The following is a 20,461-nucleotide window of genomic DNA, read 5'->3' on the forward strand; positions in this document are numbered from 1 at the left end:
ATGACGACCAGCCTGAACGAGATCAACCGAACCCTTGGAACGATGATGGGCAAGCTCGACGCGCTCGGCAAGGAAATCGGTGACATCCGCGACGACATGAAGGATTCGGAAGACAAATCGGACGTCAGCCGTGCCACGGTCCATCGTCGCCTGGATGAGGTGGTGGTCCGAACCGGATATCTCGAATCGGATATGAAGGCGGTGAAAAACGACATGCAGACCGTGAAAACCGTGACTGATGATGTTACGAGATGGAAACAAGCCGGGATGGGGGCTCTGGCTGTTACCGGGCTCGCGAGTTCGGCGCTGACCGCAATCCTTCTCTCCTACGGCTCAGAAATTGTGAAGATGATACGCGGCAACTGACCATGCCGTAATTTACAATTTGTACAATTTGTACATTTTGCAGAACCCCGCCATGTGCGGGGCTTTTGCGTTTTAGGCCTCGTCTTCCTCATCAGCCATCACCGGAAGATAACTACCCTTTTCCAGCCATTCACGGATCATGGTCCGCAACAGATCTTGCTTGGTCATCCTCAGATCGGCCGCCAGCGCATAGACCGCATCATCGATCTCTTGATCGAGCACGATCCCTTCGGTGTTGCGAAGCCTGAGTGCAGCCCGCCGCAGCATGATCTGCAGATCGGCGCGGCTGATGTCCGCGATCCGGTTGGCTGCGTCTTCGAGCTCGTCGGCAAAGTCGATGCGGGTGCTCATATGGTCAGCCTAGCCGTGAGCGTCTGGATTTCAAGGGGTGAGGATTTCCACGACCGTTGCGTGGCGAAGCTTTTCTTCACCTCGCAGATGTTTGGCCATAACCTTCAAGATGGGCTGGACAGGCACCGCAGCCTTGTTGCCGGTGCCTGTCGGGGTAGCGAAGTGGCTGGTGTGCAGGAACTCGAGCGCTTGCCAAAGCTCGTCACGCCGATCTTGCCGGATTGCGGGGATTGCCCTGCCAACATAGCGCAGGCTGGCGTCATTCTCCTCGGCAAGCAGTAGGGACGGGGCAGCACCGCGCTTGCGCTCATAGCCGATCACGACGAATTCTCCTGTGATGTAGGCTTTCGTCTTCAGCCAGTCCTTGCTGTCACCTGATCGGTAGATGCTGGCCTTTCGCTTAGACACGATGCCCTCAAGGTCCATCTTCTCGACGGCGGCGAAGAACTCGGCACCCGAGCCTTCGAACGATTGGCTAAATTGGATAGGCGAGATTGGCCGCGGATCGCCGACGAGCTCGAGCAGTCGTTCCCGACGATCCTCGCAACGCTGCTTGCGCAAGTCGTTGCCGGCCAAGCTCAGCAGATCGAAGGCGTAGAACACCAAACTGGCGCCCTCCCACCGGATTGCAGTGGCCAGCTTTTTGAAGTCGGATCGGCCGCTCTCGTCCTGCACGACCATTTCGCCATCGAGGATCGCATCGCGACTGATCAGGTCCCCCGCTGCGGCTAGCACCGCTGTGTACTTCGCCGACCAATCATGGCCATTGCGGGTGAAGGCTCGGGCCTGGCCGTCCGCCAGATGGATCTGTGTGCGGTAGCCGTCATATTTGATTTCATGCGTCCAGGCATCGCCCTCAGGCGGTTTGTCGACGAGCGTCGGGATGCATGGCAGGATGAATGGGCCGGCGGCCATCAGCGGCGCGGCCTCTTGCTGGTCTGACCCAAGGAGATCTCTTGGGCGACGAGCAGCGCGGTCCCGATATGGAACGATAGGTTTCGCTCGTCGATCGCATCGGCCTGGCGCTTGGCCTCCGCGAGCAAATTCATGATCTCATCGATCGTGGACATCGCAACCCCGCCGCCCATCGTCACCGTGGCAGCTTACCAGCGATAAAGATTCGGTTGTGATGTTTGTTCCGGCAGCGCGTGCAGATCAAGAACCGGCTGGCAAAGCGCAGCAGTCGGTTCTGGGCTCGCCTGTTGAGCCTGTCGCGGTTGAACGGTCCCTGGTGCCCGCAGCAGGCACAGCGCCCGCCCAATATCCACCACTCGGCAATATCGTCGAGGGTGATCTCGTAATAGGCCTTCCCCACGAGGGCCGTGACTTCCATTTCCATAGCGGCCTCCAGAGTGTGTGAGGTCGCCGCACGAAGAGTGGATTATTCCTGCGTCGTATGATCGTCAATGGAAATGAGAACATCCGCCGAACAAACGGCGAAACAGCCGCGCGACTGGTTCAAACGAACCATTACGGAGGCGCAACGAAAATCAGCTAAGTATTTGAAAAGAAATGGTGGGCGATATAGGGATTGAACCTATGACCCCACCCGTGTGAAGGGTGTGCTCTCCCGCTGAGCTAATCGCCCGTCCGAGGCCTCAAGGGCCGAACGTCCGGGCGATATAGGGGAGGGGCGGGAGTCGTGTCAAGGCGACTTTAGCGACTTGCCGCGTCAATCAGCTTTTGCGCCATGCCAAGCGTCAGCTCGTCATAGTGCGAGATGACCACCGAGGGCTCGTATTCGCTGACATGGCGGTCGGTGTAGCCAAAATCGACGGCAACGACAGGAATGCCGGCGGCTTTGGCCGTGTCGATGTCGGTCACCGAATCGCCGACCATCACGGCGCGCGTGACGTCGCCCCCCGCCTTTGCGATGGTTTCAGTGAGGTGCCGTGGGTCGGGTTTGCGAATGCCGAACGTTTCGGGCCCGGTGATGGCAGCGAAGCGGTCGGAAAGACCGAGCGCCTGAATGAGACCCTTGGCGAGGTTTTCGTATTTGTTGGTGCAGACGGCGAGCAGGTAGCCGGCCTCGGTGAAGCGGTCCATGGCCGCGACCACGCCTGGATAAGGCAGAGAGCGGCCAGGTATGTTGACCGTATAGTGGTCGAGGAAGATGTCGTGCAGACGGTCGTGTTCGGCGACGGCCAACTGCTTCTGCTGGGCGTTGTAGGCACGCTCGATCATCACGCGGCCACCTTGGCCGACGAAGCGGCGGAATGCCCTGTCATCAACTTCTGCGAGGCCGCCGGCGAGGAGCGTGTGATTGAGGCTGTCGAGCAGGTCGGGAGCGGTGTCGACAAGGGTTCCGTCGAGGTCAAAAACGATAATCGGCTTGGACATGGCTCCGCTTTCATAGATTTGTGCGTCGCAAGAGCCGATAGCCTTGGGGTCGCGATGGCGCAAGCCACAGGTCATAAAGCCTTTGACCCAACGGGCAAAAATGCTAGGAGCCAAGCCTGATATTCGAGGATTTTGCGAACAAGTCATGGATGCCAAGGCTTTGAAGATCGAGGCGGCACGCGCTGCCTTGGGTTATGTTGAGAGCGGAATGCGCCTTGGCATCGGCACCGGGTCGACTGCCGAGGAGTTCGTCAGGCTGCTCGCCGTTAAGGTTGCCGCCGGCATGCAGGTCATAGGCGTGCCGACCTCGGAGCGTACGGCAGCCCTTTGCCGCGAGCTGTCGGTGCCGCTTTCGACGCTCGATGAAACGCCCGAGCTCGACCTCACCATCGATGGTGCCGACGAGATCGACCCGGCACTCACGCTGGTCAAGGGTGGCGGTGGTGCACTGCTGCGCGAGAAGATCGTTGCCGCAGCCTCGACACGCATGGTCGTCATTGCCGACCAGACCAAGCTGGTCGATATGCTCGGACGCTTTCCACTGCCGATCGAGGTCAATCCGTTCGGCCTCAAGGCCACCGAAATCGCCATTGCCAAGGCTGCCGGCAAGCTCGGTCTTTCGGGACCGCTGGTGCTGCGCAAGGCAGGTGGCGAGACCTTCGTAACCGACGGTGGACATTTCATTATCGATGCATCTTTTGGCCGCATTCCCGATACAAGAGCGCTTTCGGATGCCCTGTACGCCATTCCCGGCGTCGTGGAGCATGGTCTCTTTTTGGGTTTGGCCACCGTTGCCGTCATCGCCGGCTCGGACGGGGTCAGAACCGTTCATCCGGCACGCTAAACAGGAGTTCTATTCATCATGATTTTGACAAACCGGCTTCGCCGCTTCTCCGTCATGGTGGCGGCTTCGGCATTCGCGGCCGTCGCATTCGCGGCCCAGGCCCAGGAAATCGGCGAATCCCACCTCAAGGCCGCGCATGCGGCCATTTCGGCGATCCACGCGACCGATTCCTTCGATTCGATCTTGCCGCAGGCAGCCGCCGCGCTGAAGCAGCAGCTGATCCAGCAGAACCCGGACATGCAGGAAGTGATCACGCAGACCGTGGACGAAAAGACGCTGGCGCTGGCCGCGCGTCGTGCCGACCTCGAAAAGGAATCGGCGATCGCCTACGCCAAGGCCTTCTCCGAGCAGAACCTCAACGACATCGCCGCCTTCTACAATTCGGAGGCCGGCAAGAAGCTGATCGAGAGCGGCCCGATCGCCTCGCGCGAATTGGTCAAGGCCGCCGAGATCTGGCAGAACGGCGTCGCGCGCGATCTCGCCGAACAGGTTGGTGAAAAGCTCAAGGCCGTCATCGGCACCAAGGCTCCGGCCGAAGGCGCTGCCCCTGCCGAAGGTGCTGCACCGGCCGCACCGGCGAACTGATCCACCGCGACCAACGGTCACGATGCAAAAGCCCGGCATTTGCCGGGCTTTTCTTTTGATGTCGCTGCCACTACCTGTGGCCGTATCACAGGCGCATCGAACGCGGTGCGCAGTTTCAAGGACTTAGAGCAACCGTTGCGCGCCACAAGCGCGCTGCTCTACCGCAGGGAAGGACGCCCATGGCCCAGTACGACTACGATCTCTTCGTCATCGGTGGCGGCTCGGGCGGTGTGCGTGCGGCACGCGTTGCCGCAGCGCTCGGCAAGCGCGTTGCGCTGGCCGAGGAGTTCCGTTTCGGCGGCACCTGCGTCATCCGCGGCTGCGTGCCCAAGAAGCTCTATGTCTACGCCTCGCAGTTTCCCGAGCATTTCGAGGACGCTGCCGGCTATGGCTGGACGGTCGGCGAGGCCAAGTTCGACTGGAAGACGCTGGTGGCCAACAAGGAGCGCGAGATTTCGCGGCTCGAGGCGATCTACAAGCGCAATGTCGAGGGTTCCGGCGGCGAGACGATCCATTCGCGTGCCGTTCTGGTCGACAGCCACACCATCAGGATCGTGGACGAAAACCGCACCGTCACCGCCGATCAGATCCTGATCGCCACCGGCGGACGGGCTGCCGCACATCCCGCACTGCCGGGGCATGAGCACTGCATCTATTCCAACGAGGTCTTTGACCTTCCCGAATTGCCCAAGGCGATCATGATCGAGGGCGGTGGCTACATCGCCGTCGAATTCGCCAACATCTTCCACGGCCTCGGTGTTGAAACGACCCTGGTCTATCGCGGCAAGGAAATCCTCAGCCGCTTCGACATGGATCTCCGGCGCAGCTTGCATGAAGCGATGGAGCAGAAGGGCATCAAGATCCTGCTGCATTCGGTTTCGCAACAGGTCGGCAAGCGCGGTGATGGCCGCCGCGACGTTACGCTGAACACGGGCCAGAAACTGACCGTCGACCAGGTGCTGCTCGCCATCGGCCGTACGCCCAACACCGAAAACCTTGGCCTTGAAGCAGCCGGCGTCGAGATGGACAAGCAGGGCGCTGTTATCGTCGACCGGTTCTCCAGGACCAGCGCCGAAAACATCTGGGCCGTTGGCGACGTTACCAACCGTGTCCAGTTGACGCCCGTGGCCATCCACGAGGCGATGTGTTTCGTCGAGACGGCGTTCAAGAACAACCCGACCGAGCCGGATCACGATTGCATCCCCACAGCCGTGTTCTCACAACCCGAGATCGGCACGGTTGGCTTGTCCGAGGACGATGCGGCCAAGCGTTTCAAACATCTCGAGATTTACCGCACCAGCTTCCGGCCGATGCGCCACACACTGTCGGGCCGTCAGGAGAAGATGCTGATGAAGCTGGTGGTCGACGGCGATACGCGACTGGTAGTGGGCGCCCATGTGCTGGGTCCCGACGCCGGCGAGATGGCACAGCTTCTAGGCATAACGCTCAAGGCTGGGCTGACCAAGGACGACTTCGACCGCACCATGGCGGTGCACCCGACGGCGGCCGAGGAACTGGTGACGATGTACAAGCCAACCTATCTGGTGAAAGACGGCGCGCGCGTCGAAAACTGACGTTGCGGCCGCCCCGGGACCTGCCGCAGGGAAACGTTCGATCCCAGGCGTGTTCCGGGGTAGATTAGGGGCCCCTCATCGTGTAAAGAGCCGCGTTCCCGCAATGGCGGGTTATGGCGCGGGTGAGGTGCCCGTTAGCGAACTTTTTAGGTGCGAACATGACGAAATGGTCCCCGAATTCCTGGAGAAACATGCCGATCCAGCAGGTGCCGGCTTATCCGGACGCTGCGGCACTCGCGGAAACGGAAGCTCGTCTCGCAACCTTTCCCCCCTTGGTTTTTGCAGGTGAGGCGCGCAAGCTGAAGAAACAGCTTGCTGCCGTTGCCAATGGCGAAGCCTTCCTGCTGCAGGGCGGCGACTGCGCCGAAAGCTTCCTGGAACATGGCGCGGACAACATTCGCGACTTCTTCCGCGTGTTCCTGCAGATGTCGGTCGTGCTGACTTTCGCTGGCGCGCAGCCGGTCGTGAAGGTCGGTCGCATTGCCGGCCAGTTCGCCAAGCCGCGTTCGGCCGACAATGAGACCAAGGGTGACGTGACCCTGCCGAGCTATCGCGGCGACATCATCAATGGCCCGGCCTTCGACGAGAAATCGCGCGTGCCCGATCCGGCGCGCCAGGAGATGGCCTATCGTCAGTCGGCGGCGACGCTGAACCTTTTGCGCGCCTTCGCCCAGGGCGGCTATGCCAGCCTCGAGAACGTGCACCAGTGGATGCTCGGCTTCGTTTCCAACAGCCCGCAGGGCGAGCGCTACGAGGCACTGGCCAACCGCATCACCGAAACGATGGACTTCATGAAGGCCGTCGGCATCACCTCGGAGACGAACTATGCGCTGCGCGAGACCGATTTCTACACCAGCCACGAAGCCCTGCTGCTCGGCTACGAGCAGGCGCTGACCCGCGTCGACTCGACCTCGGGCGACTGGTACGCGACCTCGGGCCACATGATCTGGATCGGCGACCGTACCCGCCAGGTCGACCACGCCCATGTCGAGTATTGCCGTGGCGTGAAGAACCCGCTCGGTCTCAAATGCGGTCCGTCGCTGACGCCGGACAGCCTTTTGAAGCTGATCGATGCGCTCAATCCGGAGAACGAGGCTGGCCGTCTCACCCTGATCGCGCGCTTCGGCCACGACAAGGTCGGTGATCACTTGCCCAAGCTCATCCGCGCGGTTGAGAAGGAAGGCCGCAAGGTCGTCTGGTCGTGCGACCCGATGCACGGCAACACGATCACGGCGGCTGGCTACAAGACGCGCCCGTTCGACCGCATCCTGAGCGAAGTGCAGAGCTTCTTCGACATCCATCGCTCCGAGGGTACCCACCCGGGCGGTATTCATGTCGAGATGACCGGCAACAACGTGACCGAATGTACTGGTGGCGCCCGCGCCATCACCGCCGAAGAGCTGCAGGATCGCTACCACACCCATTGCGATCCACGCCTCAACGCCGACCAGGCGATCGAGCTCGCTTTCCTGGTTTCGGAACTGCTCCGCAAGAGCGCGCCGACACCGGCGAAGAAGGCCGTCAACGCCTGATCGGCAAGACGCGGTTTGCAAAAATCAAAAAAGGCGCCGGTTTGACCGGCGCCTTTTTTGTTTGGGTTGACGCGCGATGCGCTCAATCCTTCTTGTACAGCATCCAGTTCTTGCCCTGGCGCTCGGCGATCGTCGAGTATCGCGTGACACGGTTGCGGCCGATCAGCTTGGAGCGATAGAGTGCGCGGTCAGCCTTGGCGTAGAGGTCTTCCGCGCCGTCGGCATCCGATGCCATGCAAACGCCCATCGAGACAGTGACCTGGCCGCAGTTCACTCCCGGCTGGATGTCCTTGAGTTGTGTCTGTGCAACCAAAAGGCGAACGCGGTCGGCGATCTCGAAGGTGGCCTCTTCGGTCGTGCCCTCGACAATCAGCGCGAACTCTTCGCCGCCGGTGCGGGCAACGAACATGTCGCGGTGGACGCTGGACTGGAAGATGCTCGCGATGATGCGCAGGATCTTGTCGCCGACGGGGTGGCCGTGACGATCGTTGATGTCCTTGAAGCGGTCGATATCGGCCAGGATCAGTGCGCTGAACAGCACGCCCCTGTTGTCGTTGTAGATCTTGGCGATCCGCCGGTCGAAGGCGCGACGGTTCCAGATATGGGTGAGGGGGTCGGTGTCGGCGAGTTTCTTGTACTCTTCGAGTTTCGACTTGACGCTTTCGAGTTCGCTGGACTTGTCGCTCAGCGTCGTCGCTACCTGCTTGCCGTGGTCGATCGTCGAGGCAGTGGCCACGGCCATGACGCCGACGATCTTCTGCAGCAGTTCCTGCGACATGGCGGTGCGGCTGTTCAGCCCGCTCGACGTCTCGTCGAGCACCTTGCCATAACGCTCCAGATGGGTCTGCTCGTTGCGCAGCAGGCTGGCGACGCCCTCAAGTTCGCGGGCTAGAACCTCGCGGGCATGTTCGACGATGCCTTGGCCGTGGTGCTGGGCAAAAAACTTGTGACCAATCAGGTCGAGCTGTTCCTGAGTCGGACGATTGCCGAGCGCAATGACCTCCAGGCTGAGCGCAGCATTGGTACCGGTCAGCGCTTCATAGAAGATCTCGTAGTTACGCGGCAGGCCGATGACGCCCATCTGGCTCATCGTCGCCACGACAGTGCTCGCAATATCGTTGCCTCGTTCTGTCGGGGCGGCTGCAGATTGCATGTATGTCCCGTTTCAGTTGGCCAAGTGACCGGCTGCGCCGCCAGCATGATGCTGGCATGCGAACCGGTCGGGGGCGCGAGCGGCGTGAAAGAGAAAGCTTGCGGCGGCGCAGGTCCCCTCTGCGCTCATCACTTGTAATGACCTCTAATTTAGGCTGGCTAAGGTTTCCTTAATTTGCTGCGTTGTTACGGCAATTTTTCTACCACAGGGTGTAATTTCCACTGTGCCAGACGCCCCGCTGACGCTGGCCAGTATGCCGAATGTCGCAAACCCTCATGCGCCGCGCCTGGATCAAGATCAAAATGGTCCGATCAGTAGAGGAGAATGCAATGGACGATGTGCATAGCGGCTCATGTCTGTGCGGTACGGTGCGTTTCACCACACGTGGGCCGCTGCGCGGCGTGATCTATTGCCACTGTACGCAATGCCGCAAGCAGAGCGGGCACTATTATGCCGCAACGAACGTCGCCAACGACAAGGTGGAGATCGAGGGTAGCCAGAGCATCACTTGGTACGCGGCATCGGATTTCGCGCGCCGCGGTTTTTGCAGCCGCTGCGGCTCGCTGCTGTTTTGGAAGCCGAACGAGCTGCCTTATGTTTCGATCATGGCAGGGCTGTTCGACTCGCCGTCATCGTTGCAAGGCGAGTGCCACATCTTCGTCGGCCAGAAGGGCGGCTACTACGAGATCGACGACGACTTGCCGCGGCATGAACGCTCGACGCCTGATATCGCCGTGGCAGAGGGTTGAACAGGGAAAGCCTTCTTGTTCACATATGGTGAACGCTTCGTCGCATGCTGGGCCTCTGCTCGAAGCCGACGGCCGCGCGTATATTCCGGGCAAGGAGAAAGAAAATGACTTCGTTGCCCACTCTTTTCATTTCGCATGGCGGCCCCGACATCGTTTTGGCCGACACGCCAGCGCGCCATTATCTCGAGACGGTTTCGCGGTTGATGCCGAAACCCAAGGCGATCGTCATTGTGTCTGCGCATTTCGAGACCGATGGCGTTGCGGTAGTGACCGATCCCAAGCCAGGCATGATCTACGATTTCGGCGGCTTTGCTCCGGAGCTCTACAAGATGGTCTATCCGGCTGTGGGCGAACCTGCGTTGGCGGCCAAGGTCTTTGCCAGGCTCGAGGAGGCTGGTCTCAAGCCGCATACCTATGAAAAGCGTGGCTACGACCACGGTACCTGGACGCCGATGAAGCTGGCGTTTCCGGATGCTGATATCCCAATCGTACAGGTGTCGATCGACCCCAATCGCGATGCCACCTGGCATCATGCCATCGGCAAAGCGCTTGCGCCGCTGCGCGACGAGGGCGTGCTGCTGATCGGTTCTGGCCATATCACGCACAATCTGCGTGCCTATTTCAGCAGGTTGCGCAAGGGCGCTGAGCCAGATCCGGCGCTGGCAGGCAAGGTTCAGGCCTTCACCGATTGGTTCGCCGACAGGCTCGCCAAGGGCGATACCGCAGCGCTGCTGGACTGGCGAGCCAAGGCGCCTTTCCCGGGAGATAATCACCCGACCGACGAGCATCTGATGCCAATCTTCTTTGCTTACGGCGCGGCAGGTGAGGGCGCAAAGGGCCGTCGCGTGCATGATTCGGTCGATCACGGCTTCTTTGCCAACGATTCCTATCTGTTCGACTGAGCGCCGAGCCGCTAAATGATGCCCCTTCGATTGAGTTGAAAGGGCATTCCATGGAGCGGCTGGTCAAGGCTTTCCAGAATTCGGTGCGGGCGTTCTCGCGGCTGATCCGCACCGAGGCGGCATTCCAGCAAGAGATCGTGCTGCTTGTCGTGGCACTTCCGCTGGGCTGGTTCGTGGCCGGCACCTGGGGCGGCTATGCCTTGCTGATCGGCTCGATCCTGTTTTTGATCACGGTCGAAGTGCTCAACACCGGCATCGAGGCGGCGTGCGATGCCGTCAGCCGCGAGTTCAACATCGATATCCAGCTTGCCAAGGACTGCGGTTCGCTCGCCGTGCTGATCTCGATCGTCATCGTGCTTGGCGTCTGGGGCTTCGCTATCGTCGAGCGCGCGCTTGGTCTTCCGATCTGAGGATTGCGCCCCCATATATCGGTTACCAAAGGAGACCGATATGGCTGAGCTGGCCAACATCCATCATCTCGAGGCCCGCGATGGCCTGCCTGAAGACCTGCGCTGGCTGGTCGAGAAGTATCCACGTCAAGACTGGCGCGCCCACGACAATGTCCATGGCATGGCTTCGATGTGGCTGCAGCGCCACGACATGTTCCGCGAGCTGGGCGGAACAATGAGCGGAGGCATCGGCGACTATCGCGAGGGCCGGCTGGATGCGGCTGAGTTCGCTCGCTGGTTCGCGCCGCGGCTCAACTTCTTTCTCGGCAATCTCGACGGCCACCACAATGTCGAGGACCAGCACTATTTCCCTGCCTTCGCCAATGCCGAGAAGCGGCTGAAGCGCGGCTTTGACATCCTCGATGCCGACCATCACCTCATCCATGAGGCCCTGGAACGTAATGCCGAGACGGCCAACACCTTTCTCCGCGCGCTGCAGGAAGGCGAAGACAAACAGCGCTTCGCCGCCGACGCTTATGCCGATGAGAATGCGCGGCTGGTGGCGATGCTGACCAGGCACCTCGACGACGAGGAAGACCTGATCATTCCGCTCATTCTCGATCGCGGCGACCGCGCACTCGGCGTCGGCTGACGGCTACTCCAGCGGCTCTTTCTTGGCAACATGACGTGCGAGCAGCCAGGCTGCGAGCGCGACGACGACGGCGATGCCGAGCCCTATCAGCAAGCGCTGATGACCCTTCAGCGCATCGCCGATGATGTGTTCGGCGCCGAGGCCGAAGACGTAACCCAGGCTGACGAACAGCGCCGCCCAAACGAGCGCCGACAGTGCGTTGAGCGCGACAAATGCTGGGATCGGAATGCTCGACAGGCCTGCGGCGATGCCACCGGCGAGCCGCATGCCGTAGATATAGCGGTTGGCCAGCACGAACAGATTTGGGTGGGCCTGCACCATTCTGTAGGCATGGCTGAAACCGGGCCGGCGCCGGAGCAAGCGCACCCATTTGTGGCCGGAGAACCGCCGACCGAGGACAAAAAACAGCGTGTCGCCCAAAAAGGCCCCGGTCGCTGCAACAGTAAAGGCCTGCCACGGCGCAAACACCTGCTGGTGGGCGAAGAAGCCGCCGAGGATCGCCACGCTTTCGCCCTCGGCCATGCAGCCGATGAAGACGGCTAGTAACCCGAAGCGCTCGACGAGGTGGTGGATGGTGTCGATCATTGGATGGGTGCGTCACCTGGGGGCGCGATACGGCCGATCTGCTCGGTAAGCGCGCGAAGCTGTTCGCGCAACAGGATGATTTCCTGGAATCGTATCTCGTCGAGTTTTTCGTGCAGCGCCATGATCTCGATCTCGGCCTTGAGGTTGACCGCATAGTCGTGCGAGGCGTCGATGCGGTCGCGCTCGGCCTGCCGGTTTTGCGACATCATGATGATCGGCGCCTGGATGGCGGCGAGCATCGACAAGATGAGATTGAGGAAAATGAATGGGTAGGGATCGAAGGAATCACGGCCCAGAAGCCAGGCATTGAGGATCGTCCAAACGACGAGGAAGGCTAGGAAAGCGAGGATGAAATTCCAGGAGCCGCCGACGCGAGCAATCGTGTCGGCCAAGCGGTCGCCGGTATCTTCGTGCAGCGAAATGCTGTCGTTGACGTTACGCGCAACAGCCTTCCGGTCGATGGCGCTTTGCAGGACCTTGTGCTCGACCTCGCTCAGGTTTTCGGGTTTTCGGGTCAGCCAGCGGCTGGCCAGGTCAGCTACGGTCTTGTTCATCGTCCACTCCGCAGTGAAGGCGCCCGCTTGGCAGCCGTGTATCCATATACGAAGATAATGGCATACCGCGCCATGATGCGGCGAGGAGGGAAGATCAATGGCAGATTTCGCAAAGATCAGGGCGCGCGCGGCCGAACGCAAGGGCGGCGAAGCCGTGCTGAAATCGTTACTCGGGCCGGCGTCCAACAATGCCGCGCTGGCCAAGGTCGGCGACGACCGCGTTCTTTCCACCATGGCTGAACGGGTGTTTGCCGCCGGTTTCGTCTGGCGGGTCATCGAACAGAAATGGCCGGGTTTCGAGGAAGCTTTCCTCGGCTTCGAGCCGAAGCGGCTGCTGTTCCAGCCCGACGACTTCTGGCACGACCTCGCCTCCGACAAGCGCATCGTGCGCAATCCGCAAAAGATCAGGTCGGTGCGCGACAACGCTGTCTTTGTCGAGCGCGTGTCGAAGGAACATGGCGGCTTCGGAAAGTTCCTGGCGGCCTGGCCCGCCGACGACCAGGTCGGGCTGACGGCTTATCTCGGCAAGCATGGCAGCCGGCTTGGCGGCAATACCGGACAGTACCTGTTGCGCTGGCTTGGCTGGGATACGTTCATCATGTCGCGGGACATGATCCTGGCGCTGCGTGATGCCGGCCTCGACATTGGCGAGGCGGCCACTTCCAAGAAAGACCAGGCCAAGGTGCAGGCGCAGATCAATGAGTGGGTGGCGGCTACCAAGCTGCCCAGGGCGCATATCTCGCGCATCCTGTCGATGTCGATCGGCATCAATCACCCGGCTGAAGAGCTGCGCTTCTACATGGCCGAATGATGGTCCAATCGAACGGCATTGCCCGACACCAATACGCAGGCTAAATCGCTGACATGACGAAAAAATCGACCCCTGACATTCTTCGTATCGCTGTTGCCCAGCTCAACCCGACGGTCGGCGACATCCAGGGCAATCTTGCCAAGGCGCGCGAGGCGAGGGCGGACGCGGCGCGCCAGGGGGCTGATCTGGTGCTGTTCACCGAGCTATTCCTCGCCGGTTATCCGCCGGAGGATCTGGTGTTGAAGCCGGCCTTCCTGGCGGCCTGCGAGCGGGCGGCGGAAGACTTCGCCAAGGATACGGCCGATAACGGCCCCGGCGTGATCATCGGCGTGCCGCTCAAACGCAAGAGCGGCGTTCACAATGCGATCGTCTTCGCCGACGGCGGCAAGATCGTTGCCGAACGCTTCAAGGTGGATCTGCCCAATTATGGCGAGTTCGATGAAAAGCGCGTCTTCCAGCCTGGCCCCGACATGCCAGGACCGGTCAATTTCCGTGGCGTGCGCATTGGCATCCCGATCTGCGAGGATATCTGGGGCGAACTCGGCGTCTGCGAGACGCTGGCCGAGAGCGGCGCTGAAATCCTGCTGGTGCCGAACGGCTCGCCCTACTACCGCGCCAAGATGGATGTCCGTCATCAGGTGGCAATCCGCCAGGTGATCGAGAGCGGCCTGCCGCTGCTTTACGCCAACCAGCTTGGCGGCCAGGACGAGCTTGTCTTCGACGGCGCGTCGTTCGCGATCAATGCCGACCATTCGCTGGCTTTCCAGATGAGCCAGTTTGAGGAAACGGTCGCCATAACCATGTGGCGGCGCGGCGACGAGGGCTGGGCCTGTGTCGAAGGGCCGATGTCGAAGATCCCCGAGCGCGAGGAGGCCGACTACCGGGCCTGCATGCTGGGCCTGCGCGACTACGTCAACAAGAATGGCTTCAAGAACGTCGTGCTCGGACTTTCCGGCGGCGTCGATTCGGCGATCTGCGCGGCCTTGGCCGTCGATGCTTTGGGCGAAGAACGCCTGCGCGCCATCATGATGCCCTATCGCTACACCTCAAGCGACTCGCTCAAGGATGCCGAGGACTGCGCCCGCGCGCTCGGCTGCCGCTATGACATCGTGCCGATCCATGAGCCGGTCGACGGCTTCTCGCATGCGCTGACGCAGCTGTTCGAGGGCACCAAGGAAGGCATCACCGAAGAGAACCTGCAGAGCCGTGCCCGCGGCACGATCCTGATGGCTGTGTCCAACAAGTTCGGCTCGATGGTCGTGACCACGGGCAACAAGAGCGAGATGTCGGTCGGCTACGCCACGCTCTATGGCGACATGAACGGCGGCTTCAACCCGATCAAGGACCTCTACAAGATGCAGGTCTATGCGCTGTCGCGCTGGCGCAACACACATGTGCCGCCCGGCGCGCTCGGACCCTCGGGCGAGGTCATCCCGAAAAACATCATCGACAAGGCGCCGTCGGCCGAACTCAGGCCCAACCAGACCGACCAGGATTCGCTGCCGCCCTATCCGGTGCTCGACGACATCCTGGAATGCCTGGTCGAAAACGAGATGGGCGTCGACGACATCGTGGCGCGTGGCCACGATCGCGATACGGTGCACCGGATCGAACATCTGCTCTACATCGCCGAATACAAGCGGCGGCAGGCAGCACCTGGAGTGAAGATCACCAAGAAGAATTTTGGCCGCGATCGCCGCTATCCGATCACCAACAGATTCAGGGATCGCGGCTAAGTCACTGCAACTGAATTGAAAACCGACAGCAGACCGGAGGGGGTGATGGCCGAGGTCGAAATCAGCTTCGACACGTCGCGGATCGACTTCGACAAGACGTCGGAAGTCATCAAGGCGAGCTACTGGGGCCAAGGCCGAACCGACGACATCCATCGCCGGGCCTTCGCCAACTCACTTTGCCTTGGCGCCTATGTCGACGGCGAGCAGGTAGGGTTCGCCCGCGTTGTCACCGACTATGCCTGCTTTGCCTATGTCGCTGACGTCATCGTTTGGCCCGAGCGGCGCGGCCTCGGCGTCGGCAAGAAGCTGATCCAGGCGTTGCTCGACCATCCCGAGCTGGCGACAGTGGCCGGTTTCTCGTTGCGGACCTCGGACGCGCATAGCCTCTACGAACAATTCGGCTTCGTCACCTCGACAGACGGCATGAACATGCGGCTGACGCGGCAGCCGGCTGCTCGCGAATAGACCGGGCGCGTGTCTTACATCTCCTTCGTTCGAGACAATTCGCGCTGGCTGGCCGGCGGGTTCTTGCTCACCTTCTTTTCAACCTTCGGCATGACCTCGTTCATCGCTTTGTCGGCCGGCGACATCAGGCGCGACTATGGGCTGTCGCATGGCGAGTTCGGCACGCTTTACATGTTCGCGACACTGGCCAGCGCGTTGAGCCTGCCGCGGCTTGGCCAGATCGTCGACCGCTACAGCGCCCAGAAGGTCGTGCTCCTCGTCGTGCCGATGCTGGCCTTGGCGAGCGCATCGATGGCGCTGTCGCAGCAGCTCGTCGTCTTGTTCGTGACCATCTATGTGCTGCGCCTGTTTGGCCAGGGCATGATGGTGCATGCTGCCTACACCGCGACCGCGCGCTGGTTTTCGGCGCAACGGGGGCGGGCGCTTTCAACCGTCATTCTTGGCCACAACGCCGGTGATGCCATCATCCCGATGGCTTTTGTGCTGATCGCCACCTCGGTTGGCTGGCGTAACGGCTGGCTGCTGGCGGCCGTAGCGCTGGCCTTGATCGCCGTGCCGGCGATCGCGTTGCTGGTGGCCGCGGACCGAAAGCCGCGCTCGTCGGATCCCGCGGCACGCCAGATCGATGCGCGCGACTGGACACGCGCCGAGGTGATCCGCGATCCGATTTTCTACTTCTTGCTGCTTGGCGTCATGGCGCCGGGCCTGATCGTGACGACCCTGTTCTTCCACCAGGTCTATCTGGTGGAGTTGCGTGGCTGGTCGCTCGAGGTGTTTGCGTCGTCCTTTCTGGTGACGGCAGTGGTCAATGCCGCCTTCACGCTTGTCGTCGGCCAGCTCATCGACCGCTTTTCCGGCGTGTCGCTGCTGCCTTTCGTGCTGTTGCCCCTGGGGGCGGCCTGCCTGCTTTTAGGTCTCGTCGACGCGCAATGGAGCGCCTTCGGCTTCATGGCGCTGCTTGGCATTTCGAATGGCCTGTCGACGACGCTGTTCGGTGCCATATGGCCTGAAGTCTATGGCCTCAGGCACCTTGGCTCGATCAGGGCGCTGATCGTCTCTGCCGGGGTGCTCGCCTCGGCGATCGGACCGGGCCTGACCGGGTATCTGATCGACGCAGGCGTCGGCTATCCCGGCCAGATCGTGGCGATGGGGATCTACTGCTTCGCCATTTCGTTCGTCCTGCTGCTTGCTTCGCGCCGAGTGCGCGCGAAGCAATGTCCAGGCCACGCCTGCTGTGGCTTGAGTGCAGCCAGCTACTTCCCGGAAATGCCTTCGACGGTTTCGCGGCGGTCATAGACGTGGTCGACGATGCCCCAGTTCTTGGCTTCTTCCGCCGTGAAGAAGAAATCGCGATCGAGCACGCGCGTCACTTCCTCCTCCGTGCGGCCGCAATGTTCGGCGTAGAGCCTGGTCATGCGCCGCTTGAGCTTGATGATGTCCTCGGCATGGCGCTCGATGTCCGAAGCCTGGCCGCGGAAACCGCCGGAAGGCTGGTGCAGGACCACGCTCGCATTGGGCAGGGCGATGCGCCTGCCAGGCGCGCCGGCCATCAGCAGGAACGAGCCCATCGAGCCTGCCGTGCCCATGCACAGCGTCGAAACAGGGCAGCGAATGAATTGCATGGTGTCGTAAATCGCAAAGCCGCTGGTCACAACGCCGCCGGGCGAGTTGATGTAGAACGAGATTTCCCGGGTTGGGTTTTCCGACTCAAGGAACAACAGCTGCGCGCAGATCAGCGACGCCGAATTGTCGTCGACCTCGCCGTTGAGAAAGACGATCCGCTCGCGCAGCAGCCGCGAAAAGATGTCGAAGGAGCGTTCACCACGCGGCGATTGTTCGACGACCATAGGGACGAGTTGCATCGTGTCGCGCATGCGCGAAATCCTTTTCATCGGTGAAATGTTTGGGTTTAGGCGGCGACGCGCATCAGCGGCGGGCTATTCGAATTTGCCGGCGCGGCGATGGTTCTCACCGGCTCGACGCTATGGGTCAGGCGGAACCATGTGCCACCGTCCGGCTGCGCTTCGAGATCGAAGGTCACGAAGGTTTCGGGCTTGTTTACCGTGGTGTCGTTCCAGGCATAACGAACGCGCGAAAAGGGCAGGGCCTCGATGATGCGGTAGGCAGGGCCGGTCGTATCCGCGGTGACCTTGTCCGCCGCCGGCACGTCGAGCCAGGTTGCGACAAATTCCGGCACCGTCAGCGCTCGCCAGACCTTTTCCGGGGCGGCTTCCAGCTCGCATTCGACGACGATGGTGTCCTCGTTCGTTTCCTGCCTTTGGGCGTCCGTCATTGGTCCATCTCCTTGAGCAGCGTCTTCAGTCTCTCGATACGGTCGGGCCAGAAGCCGCGATAACGGGTGAGCCAGTCGAACAGCGGCCGCAGCCCATCGGGATTCACGCTGTAGTTCACATGCCTGCCGGCACGCGCTTCGTTGATCAGGCCTGCGCCGCGCAGCACGGCGATATGCTGCGAGATCGCCGGCTGCGAAATCGCAAGCCCTTCGCGCAACTCCGTTGCGTTTTTCTCTCCCGCGGTCAGGCGATCGAGAACGGCACGGCGGGTGGGATCGGACAGGGCGCGAAAGACTTCAGATTCGTTCATGGATTTGAGATAAGCATGGACTTATCTGTTTCGCAAGTGGCCTGCCGATTTTGGCCCTGTTCTGGCACAACAGGCTTCGGTCCAGAGCGGGGGTTGGCTAAGCAAAAATGCTCGGTTATAAGCAAATTCTTCGCGGCCACTAACAGGGAGGTCTGAATGCCAGAATATGACATGTCCTCCCGAGGTTCGAACCGAGGTCATTGACTCGGCGATCCGTCTTCGGCGTCCCTTCTTTCTGACGCTGCCGTTCCGCGACTTCCTGATTCAGCAAGAATTATTCGTCGCGCCTTTGAACATCTTTCTCTAGGGACGGCGTCGGCTTCCGGCGCCTCATGGCATCATGTCTCGTTTTCGTATCGATCTGCGCGGCGGAGCTTTCCGAAGCGTTCTGGGTTTCACGTTCAGGCACTGGCAGCGTCAGCCGGTGCGGCTCGTCATCATCTCGGCGGCCGTACTCGTCTCGACGATGGCCGACGTCTTGACGCCGCTTTATTCAGGCCGGCTGATCGACGCCGTGGCCAGTGGTGCTGCGACAAATGAAGTGGCGTGGAATGCAGCACTTGCCGCGTTCTTCACCTTGCTTGCGCTGGCCACCGGCTCGCTGTTGTTCCGCCACATCGCGTTTGTCGGCATCATCGAGCTGACGCTCAAGATGATGTCCGACATCGCCCAGGACGCGTTCCACCGCGTCCAGCGCTTCTCCACCGACTGGCACGCCAACAGCTTCGCTGGCTCGACAGTGCGCAAGGTGACGCGTGGCATGTGGGCGCTCGACCTGCTCAACGACACGCTGCTGGTGGCGCTGCTGCCTTCTTTCGTGATGTTGGTCGGCTCGACGATCCTACTTGGCTGGCACTGGCCGATGATGGGCCTGATCATTGCCGCAGGCTCGCTGATCTTCATCGCGCAAACGGTGGTGATGTCGCTCGGCTTCGTGGCGCCGGCGGCAAGTCTCGCTAACAGCTGGGACACGCGGCTCGGCGGCTCGCTCGCCGATGCCGTCAGCTGCAACTCGGTGGTCAAGGCTTTTGGCGCCGAGGAGCGCGAGGAAAGCCGTCTCGCCAAGGTGATAGCCAAATGGCGTCACCGCACGGGCCGGACCTGGATGCGCGGTACGATCAACGGCACGTCGCAGAACGTCACTCTGGTTCTGCTGCGTGCTGCGATCATCGGTTTCGCGTTGTTTCTGTGGTCGAGTGGACAGGCAAGTGCTGGCGACATCGCCTTCGTGCTGACCTCGTTCTTCCTGCTGCAGGGCTATCTGCGCGATGTCGGCATGCACATCCGCAACCTGCAGCGCTCGGTCAACGATATGGAGGAGCTTGTCGACATCCAGGGCCAGCCGCTCGGCGTTGCCGATCGTGCTGGCGCCAAGGCGATCCAGATCCGCGACGGTGGCATCGAGTTCGATCACGTGACGTTCCACTATGGCACGCATGCATTGCCGCTCTACCGGGACTTCTCGGTGTCGATCAAGCCGGGCGAACGTGTCGGTCTTGTCGGCCACTCCGGCTCGGGCAAGACGACTTTCGTCAAGCTGATCCAGCGGCTCTACGATGTCGGCGATGGCCGGATCACGATCGACGGGCAGGACATCGCCAAGTCGACGCAGTCCTCGCTGCGTTCGCAGATCGCGATCGTTCAGCAGGAGCCGATCCTGTTCCACCGCTCGCTGGCGGAGAACATCGCCTACGCCCGGCCGGGTGCGACGCAGGCCCAAATCGAACACGCGGCGAAACTCGCCAGCGCGCATGATTTTATCCAGCGTCTGCCCAAGGGCTATGGCACGCTGGTCGGCGAACGCGGTGTCAAGCTGTCGGGCGGCGAGCGTCAGCGCGTGGCGATCGCCCGCGCCTTCCTGGCCGACGCGCCGATCCTGATCCTCGACGAGGCGACATCCAGCCTCGATTCGGAATCGGAAGTACTGATCCAGCAGGCGATGGAACGCCTGATGGTCGGGCGCACCACGCTGATCATCGCGCACCGGTTGTCGACTGTGCGTTCGCTCGACCGGCTGCTTGTTTTCGATCGCGGCGAGATCGTCGAGGAAGGCCGGCATGAAGCGCTGGTCCGGAGAGATGGCGGCATCTATCGGCGCCTGTTCGAACGCCAGGCGCTGGAGCTCACCAAAGGGCTCGTCTAAGTCTGGAGTGGGCCGCGAGCGATCGCGGCCCATTCGTCATTTGCAAGTAGGCGGCAAGCAGATGTAGCCCCTTTGGTCGGCTTCCATTCCGGCCAAGCTTGCTCTATTTCTGGAAACCAGGTGCGG

Annotated in this window: 25 protein-coding genes and 1 tRNA gene; 14 read left to right on the forward strand and 12 right to left on the reverse strand. The window is 61.3% G+C overall.

Translation table 11 applies throughout. The annotated features are described in order from the left end of the window. Positions 1-366 carry a DUF1515 family protein gene (locus ACHMW7_RS16325; RefSeq protein ID WP_395451217.1) on the forward strand — a complete coding sequence of 122 codons (366 nt, stop codon included), beginning with the start codon at positions 1-3 and terminating at the stop codon, positions 364-366. Positions 367-438: 72 nt separating this feature from the next. On the opposite strand, the gene ACHMW7_RS16330 is transcribed toward ACHMW7_RS16325, so the two are convergent. The 6 genes from ACHMW7_RS16330 to ACHMW7_RS16355 all read right to left on the reverse strand — a co-directional run bounded on the left by ACHMW7_RS16330 (position 439) and on the right by ACHMW7_RS16355 (position 3,057). Then, positions 439-717 carry a ribbon-helix-helix protein, CopG family gene (locus ACHMW7_RS16330; protein ID WP_395451218.1) on the reverse strand — a complete coding sequence of 93 codons (279 nt, stop codon included), beginning with the start codon at positions 715-717 and terminating at the stop codon, positions 439-441. A 30-nt stretch (positions 718-747) separates the two neighbouring features. After that, positions 748-1,632: a non-homologous end-joining DNA ligase gene (ligD, locus tag ACHMW7_RS16335; protein ID WP_395451219.1), complete on the reverse strand. Its 885-nt coding sequence runs from the start codon at positions 1,630-1,632 to the stop codon at positions 748-750. Beyond that, complete coding sequence (locus tag ACHMW7_RS16340; RefSeq protein ID WP_395451220.1) at positions 1,632-1,787, reverse strand: hypothetical protein; 156 nt, start codon at positions 1,785-1,787, stop codon at positions 1,632-1,634. The genes ligD and ACHMW7_RS16340 overlap by 1 nt, the downstream gene beginning before the upstream one ends. Before the next feature lie 20 nt (positions 1,788-1,807). Continuing rightward, the gene (locus ACHMW7_RS16345) at positions 1,808-2,056 is read right to left on the reverse strand and encodes a hypothetical protein (protein WP_395451221.1); all 249 of its coding nucleotides are present in this window, start codon (positions 2,054-2,056) and stop codon (positions 1,808-1,810) included. Positions 2,057-2,230: 174 nt separating this feature from the next. Beyond that, positions 2,231-2,305 (reverse strand) — tRNA-Val (locus tag ACHMW7_RS16350). Positions 2,306-2,373: 68 nt separating this feature from the next. After that, positions 2,374-3,057, reverse strand: coding sequence for a phosphoglycolate phosphatase (locus ACHMW7_RS16355; protein ID WP_395451222.1), 684 nt, complete (start codon positions 3,055-3,057; stop codon positions 2,374-2,376). 145 nt (positions 3,058-3,202) lie between these two features. Between ACHMW7_RS16355 and rpiA the strand changes: the two genes are divergently transcribed. The 4 genes from rpiA (at position 3,203) to ACHMW7_RS16375 (ending at position 7,592) form a co-directional block, all read left to right on the forward strand. After that, a complete protein-coding gene (gene rpiA / locus ACHMW7_RS16360) occupies positions 3,203-3,901 on the forward strand; it encodes a ribose-5-phosphate isomerase RpiA (protein WP_395451223.1) in 699 nt (232 codons plus the stop codon). An 18-nt stretch (positions 3,902-3,919) separates the two neighbouring features. Next, positions 3,920-4,486 (forward strand): DUF2059 domain-containing protein, encoded by a 567-nt coding sequence (locus ACHMW7_RS16365; RefSeq protein WP_395451224.1) that lies wholly within the window; start codon positions 3,920-3,922, stop codon positions 4,484-4,486. A gap of 179 nt (positions 4,487-4,665) precedes the next feature. Further along, positions 4,666-6,060 (forward strand): glutathione-disulfide reductase, encoded by a 1,395-nt coding sequence (gene gor / locus ACHMW7_RS16370; protein WP_395451225.1) that lies wholly within the window; start codon positions 4,666-4,668, stop codon positions 6,058-6,060. A 158-nt stretch (positions 6,061-6,218) separates the two neighbouring features. Continuing rightward, a complete protein-coding gene (locus tag ACHMW7_RS16375) occupies positions 6,219-7,592 on the forward strand; it encodes a class II 3-deoxy-7-phosphoheptulonate synthase (protein ID WP_395451226.1) in 1,374 nt (457 codons plus the stop codon). An 82-nt stretch (positions 7,593-7,674) separates the two neighbouring features. On the opposite strand, the gene ACHMW7_RS16380 is transcribed toward ACHMW7_RS16375, so the two are convergent. Next, on the reverse strand, positions 7,675-8,745 hold the full coding sequence (locus tag ACHMW7_RS16380) for a GGDEF domain-containing protein (RefSeq protein WP_395451227.1): 1,071 nt from the start codon (positions 8,743-8,745) through the stop codon (positions 7,675-7,677). A 329-nt stretch (positions 8,746-9,074) separates the two neighbouring features. On the opposite strand from ACHMW7_RS16380, the gene ACHMW7_RS16385 reads away from it, so the two are divergent. From ACHMW7_RS16385 to ACHMW7_RS16400, 4 genes are all read left to right on the forward strand, one after another. Next, positions 9,075-9,494 (forward strand): GFA family protein, encoded by a 420-nt coding sequence (locus tag ACHMW7_RS16385; RefSeq protein WP_395451228.1) that lies wholly within the window; start codon positions 9,075-9,077, stop codon positions 9,492-9,494. A gap of 104 nt (positions 9,495-9,598) precedes the next feature. Then, entirely contained in the window at positions 9,599-10,396 is a 798-nt protein-coding gene (locus ACHMW7_RS16390) for a DODA-type extradiol aromatic ring-opening family dioxygenase (protein WP_395451229.1), read from the forward strand. A 50-nt stretch (positions 10,397-10,446) separates the two neighbouring features. Continuing rightward, the gene (locus ACHMW7_RS16395; protein ID WP_395451230.1) at positions 10,447-10,806 is read left to right on the forward strand and encodes a diacylglycerol kinase; all 360 of its coding nucleotides are present in this window, start codon (positions 10,447-10,449) and stop codon (positions 10,804-10,806) included. A gap of 40 nt (positions 10,807-10,846) precedes the next feature. Continuing rightward, positions 10,847-11,437 (forward strand): hemerythrin domain-containing protein, encoded by a 591-nt coding sequence (locus ACHMW7_RS16400; protein WP_395451231.1) that lies wholly within the window; start codon positions 10,847-10,849, stop codon positions 11,435-11,437. A 3-nt stretch (positions 11,438-11,440) separates the two neighbouring features. On the opposite strand, the gene ACHMW7_RS16405 is transcribed toward ACHMW7_RS16400, so the two are convergent. Continuing rightward, entirely contained in the window at positions 11,441-12,022 is a 582-nt protein-coding gene (locus ACHMW7_RS16405) for a DedA family protein (RefSeq protein WP_395451232.1), read from the reverse strand. Further along, the gene (locus ACHMW7_RS16410) at positions 12,019-12,576 is read right to left on the reverse strand and encodes a DUF1003 domain-containing protein (RefSeq protein ID WP_395451233.1); all 558 of its coding nucleotides are present in this window, start codon (positions 12,574-12,576) and stop codon (positions 12,019-12,021) included. Before ACHMW7_RS16410 ends, ACHMW7_RS16405 begins: the two co-directional genes overlap by 4 nt. A 97-nt stretch (positions 12,577-12,673) precedes the next feature. Between ACHMW7_RS16410 and ACHMW7_RS16415 the strand changes: the two genes are divergently transcribed. The 4 genes from ACHMW7_RS16415 to ACHMW7_RS16430 are packed head-to-tail and all read left to right on the forward strand — an operon-like array spanning position 12,674 to position 16,884. Beyond that, complete coding sequence (locus tag ACHMW7_RS16415; RefSeq protein WP_395451234.1) at positions 12,674-13,387, forward strand: DNA-3-methyladenine glycosylase I; 714 nt, start codon at positions 12,674-12,676, stop codon at positions 13,385-13,387. A 53-nt stretch (positions 13,388-13,440) separates the two neighbouring features. Beyond that, positions 13,441-15,123, forward strand: coding sequence for an NAD+ synthase (locus ACHMW7_RS16420; protein WP_395451235.1), 1,683 nt, complete (start codon positions 13,441-13,443; stop codon positions 15,121-15,123). Positions 15,124-15,168: 45 nt separating this feature from the next. Beyond that, positions 15,169-15,588, forward strand: a complete 420-nt coding sequence (locus ACHMW7_RS16425) for a GNAT family N-acetyltransferase (protein WP_395451236.1) — start codon at positions 15,169-15,171, stop codon at positions 15,586-15,588. 9 nt (positions 15,589-15,597) lie between these two features. Further along, positions 15,598-16,884 (forward strand): MFS transporter, encoded by a 1,287-nt coding sequence (locus ACHMW7_RS16430; protein ID WP_395451237.1) that lies wholly within the window; start codon positions 15,598-15,600, stop codon positions 16,882-16,884. On the opposite strand, the gene ACHMW7_RS16435 is transcribed toward ACHMW7_RS16430, so the two are convergent. From ACHMW7_RS16435 to ACHMW7_RS16445, 3 genes are read right to left on the reverse strand one after another with little or no spacing between them, the layout of a single operon-like run. Further along, complete coding sequence (locus ACHMW7_RS16435; protein WP_395451238.1) at positions 16,842-17,462, reverse strand: ATP-dependent Clp protease proteolytic subunit; 621 nt, start codon at positions 17,460-17,462, stop codon at positions 16,842-16,844. The two genes, ACHMW7_RS16430 and ACHMW7_RS16435, sit on opposite strands and share 43 nt — an antisense overlap. A 35-nt stretch (positions 17,463-17,497) precedes the next feature. Then, positions 17,498-17,881 (reverse strand): SRPBCC domain-containing protein, encoded by a 384-nt coding sequence (locus ACHMW7_RS16440; RefSeq protein ID WP_395451239.1) that lies wholly within the window; start codon positions 17,879-17,881, stop codon positions 17,498-17,500. Further along, the gene (locus ACHMW7_RS16445) at positions 17,878-18,192 is read right to left on the reverse strand and encodes an ArsR/SmtB family transcription factor (protein WP_395451240.1); all 315 of its coding nucleotides are present in this window, start codon (positions 18,190-18,192) and stop codon (positions 17,878-17,880) included. The genes ACHMW7_RS16440 and ACHMW7_RS16445 overlap by 4 nt, the downstream gene beginning before the upstream one ends. A 340-nt stretch (positions 18,193-18,532) precedes the next feature. Here ACHMW7_RS16445 and ACHMW7_RS16450 point away from each other — a divergent pair, with 340 nt between their 5' ends. After that, positions 18,533-20,335 carry an ABC transporter ATP-binding protein gene (locus ACHMW7_RS16450; protein ID WP_395451241.1) on the forward strand — a complete coding sequence of 601 codons (1,803 nt, stop codon included), beginning with the start codon at positions 18,533-18,535 and terminating at the stop codon, positions 20,333-20,335. Positions 20,336-20,461 lie beyond the last annotated feature (126 nt).

It is taken from the genome of Aminobacter sp. UC22_36, assembly GCF_044056035.1.
GTDB lineage: Bacteria > Pseudomonadota > Alphaproteobacteria > Rhizobiales > Rhizobiaceae > Aminobacter.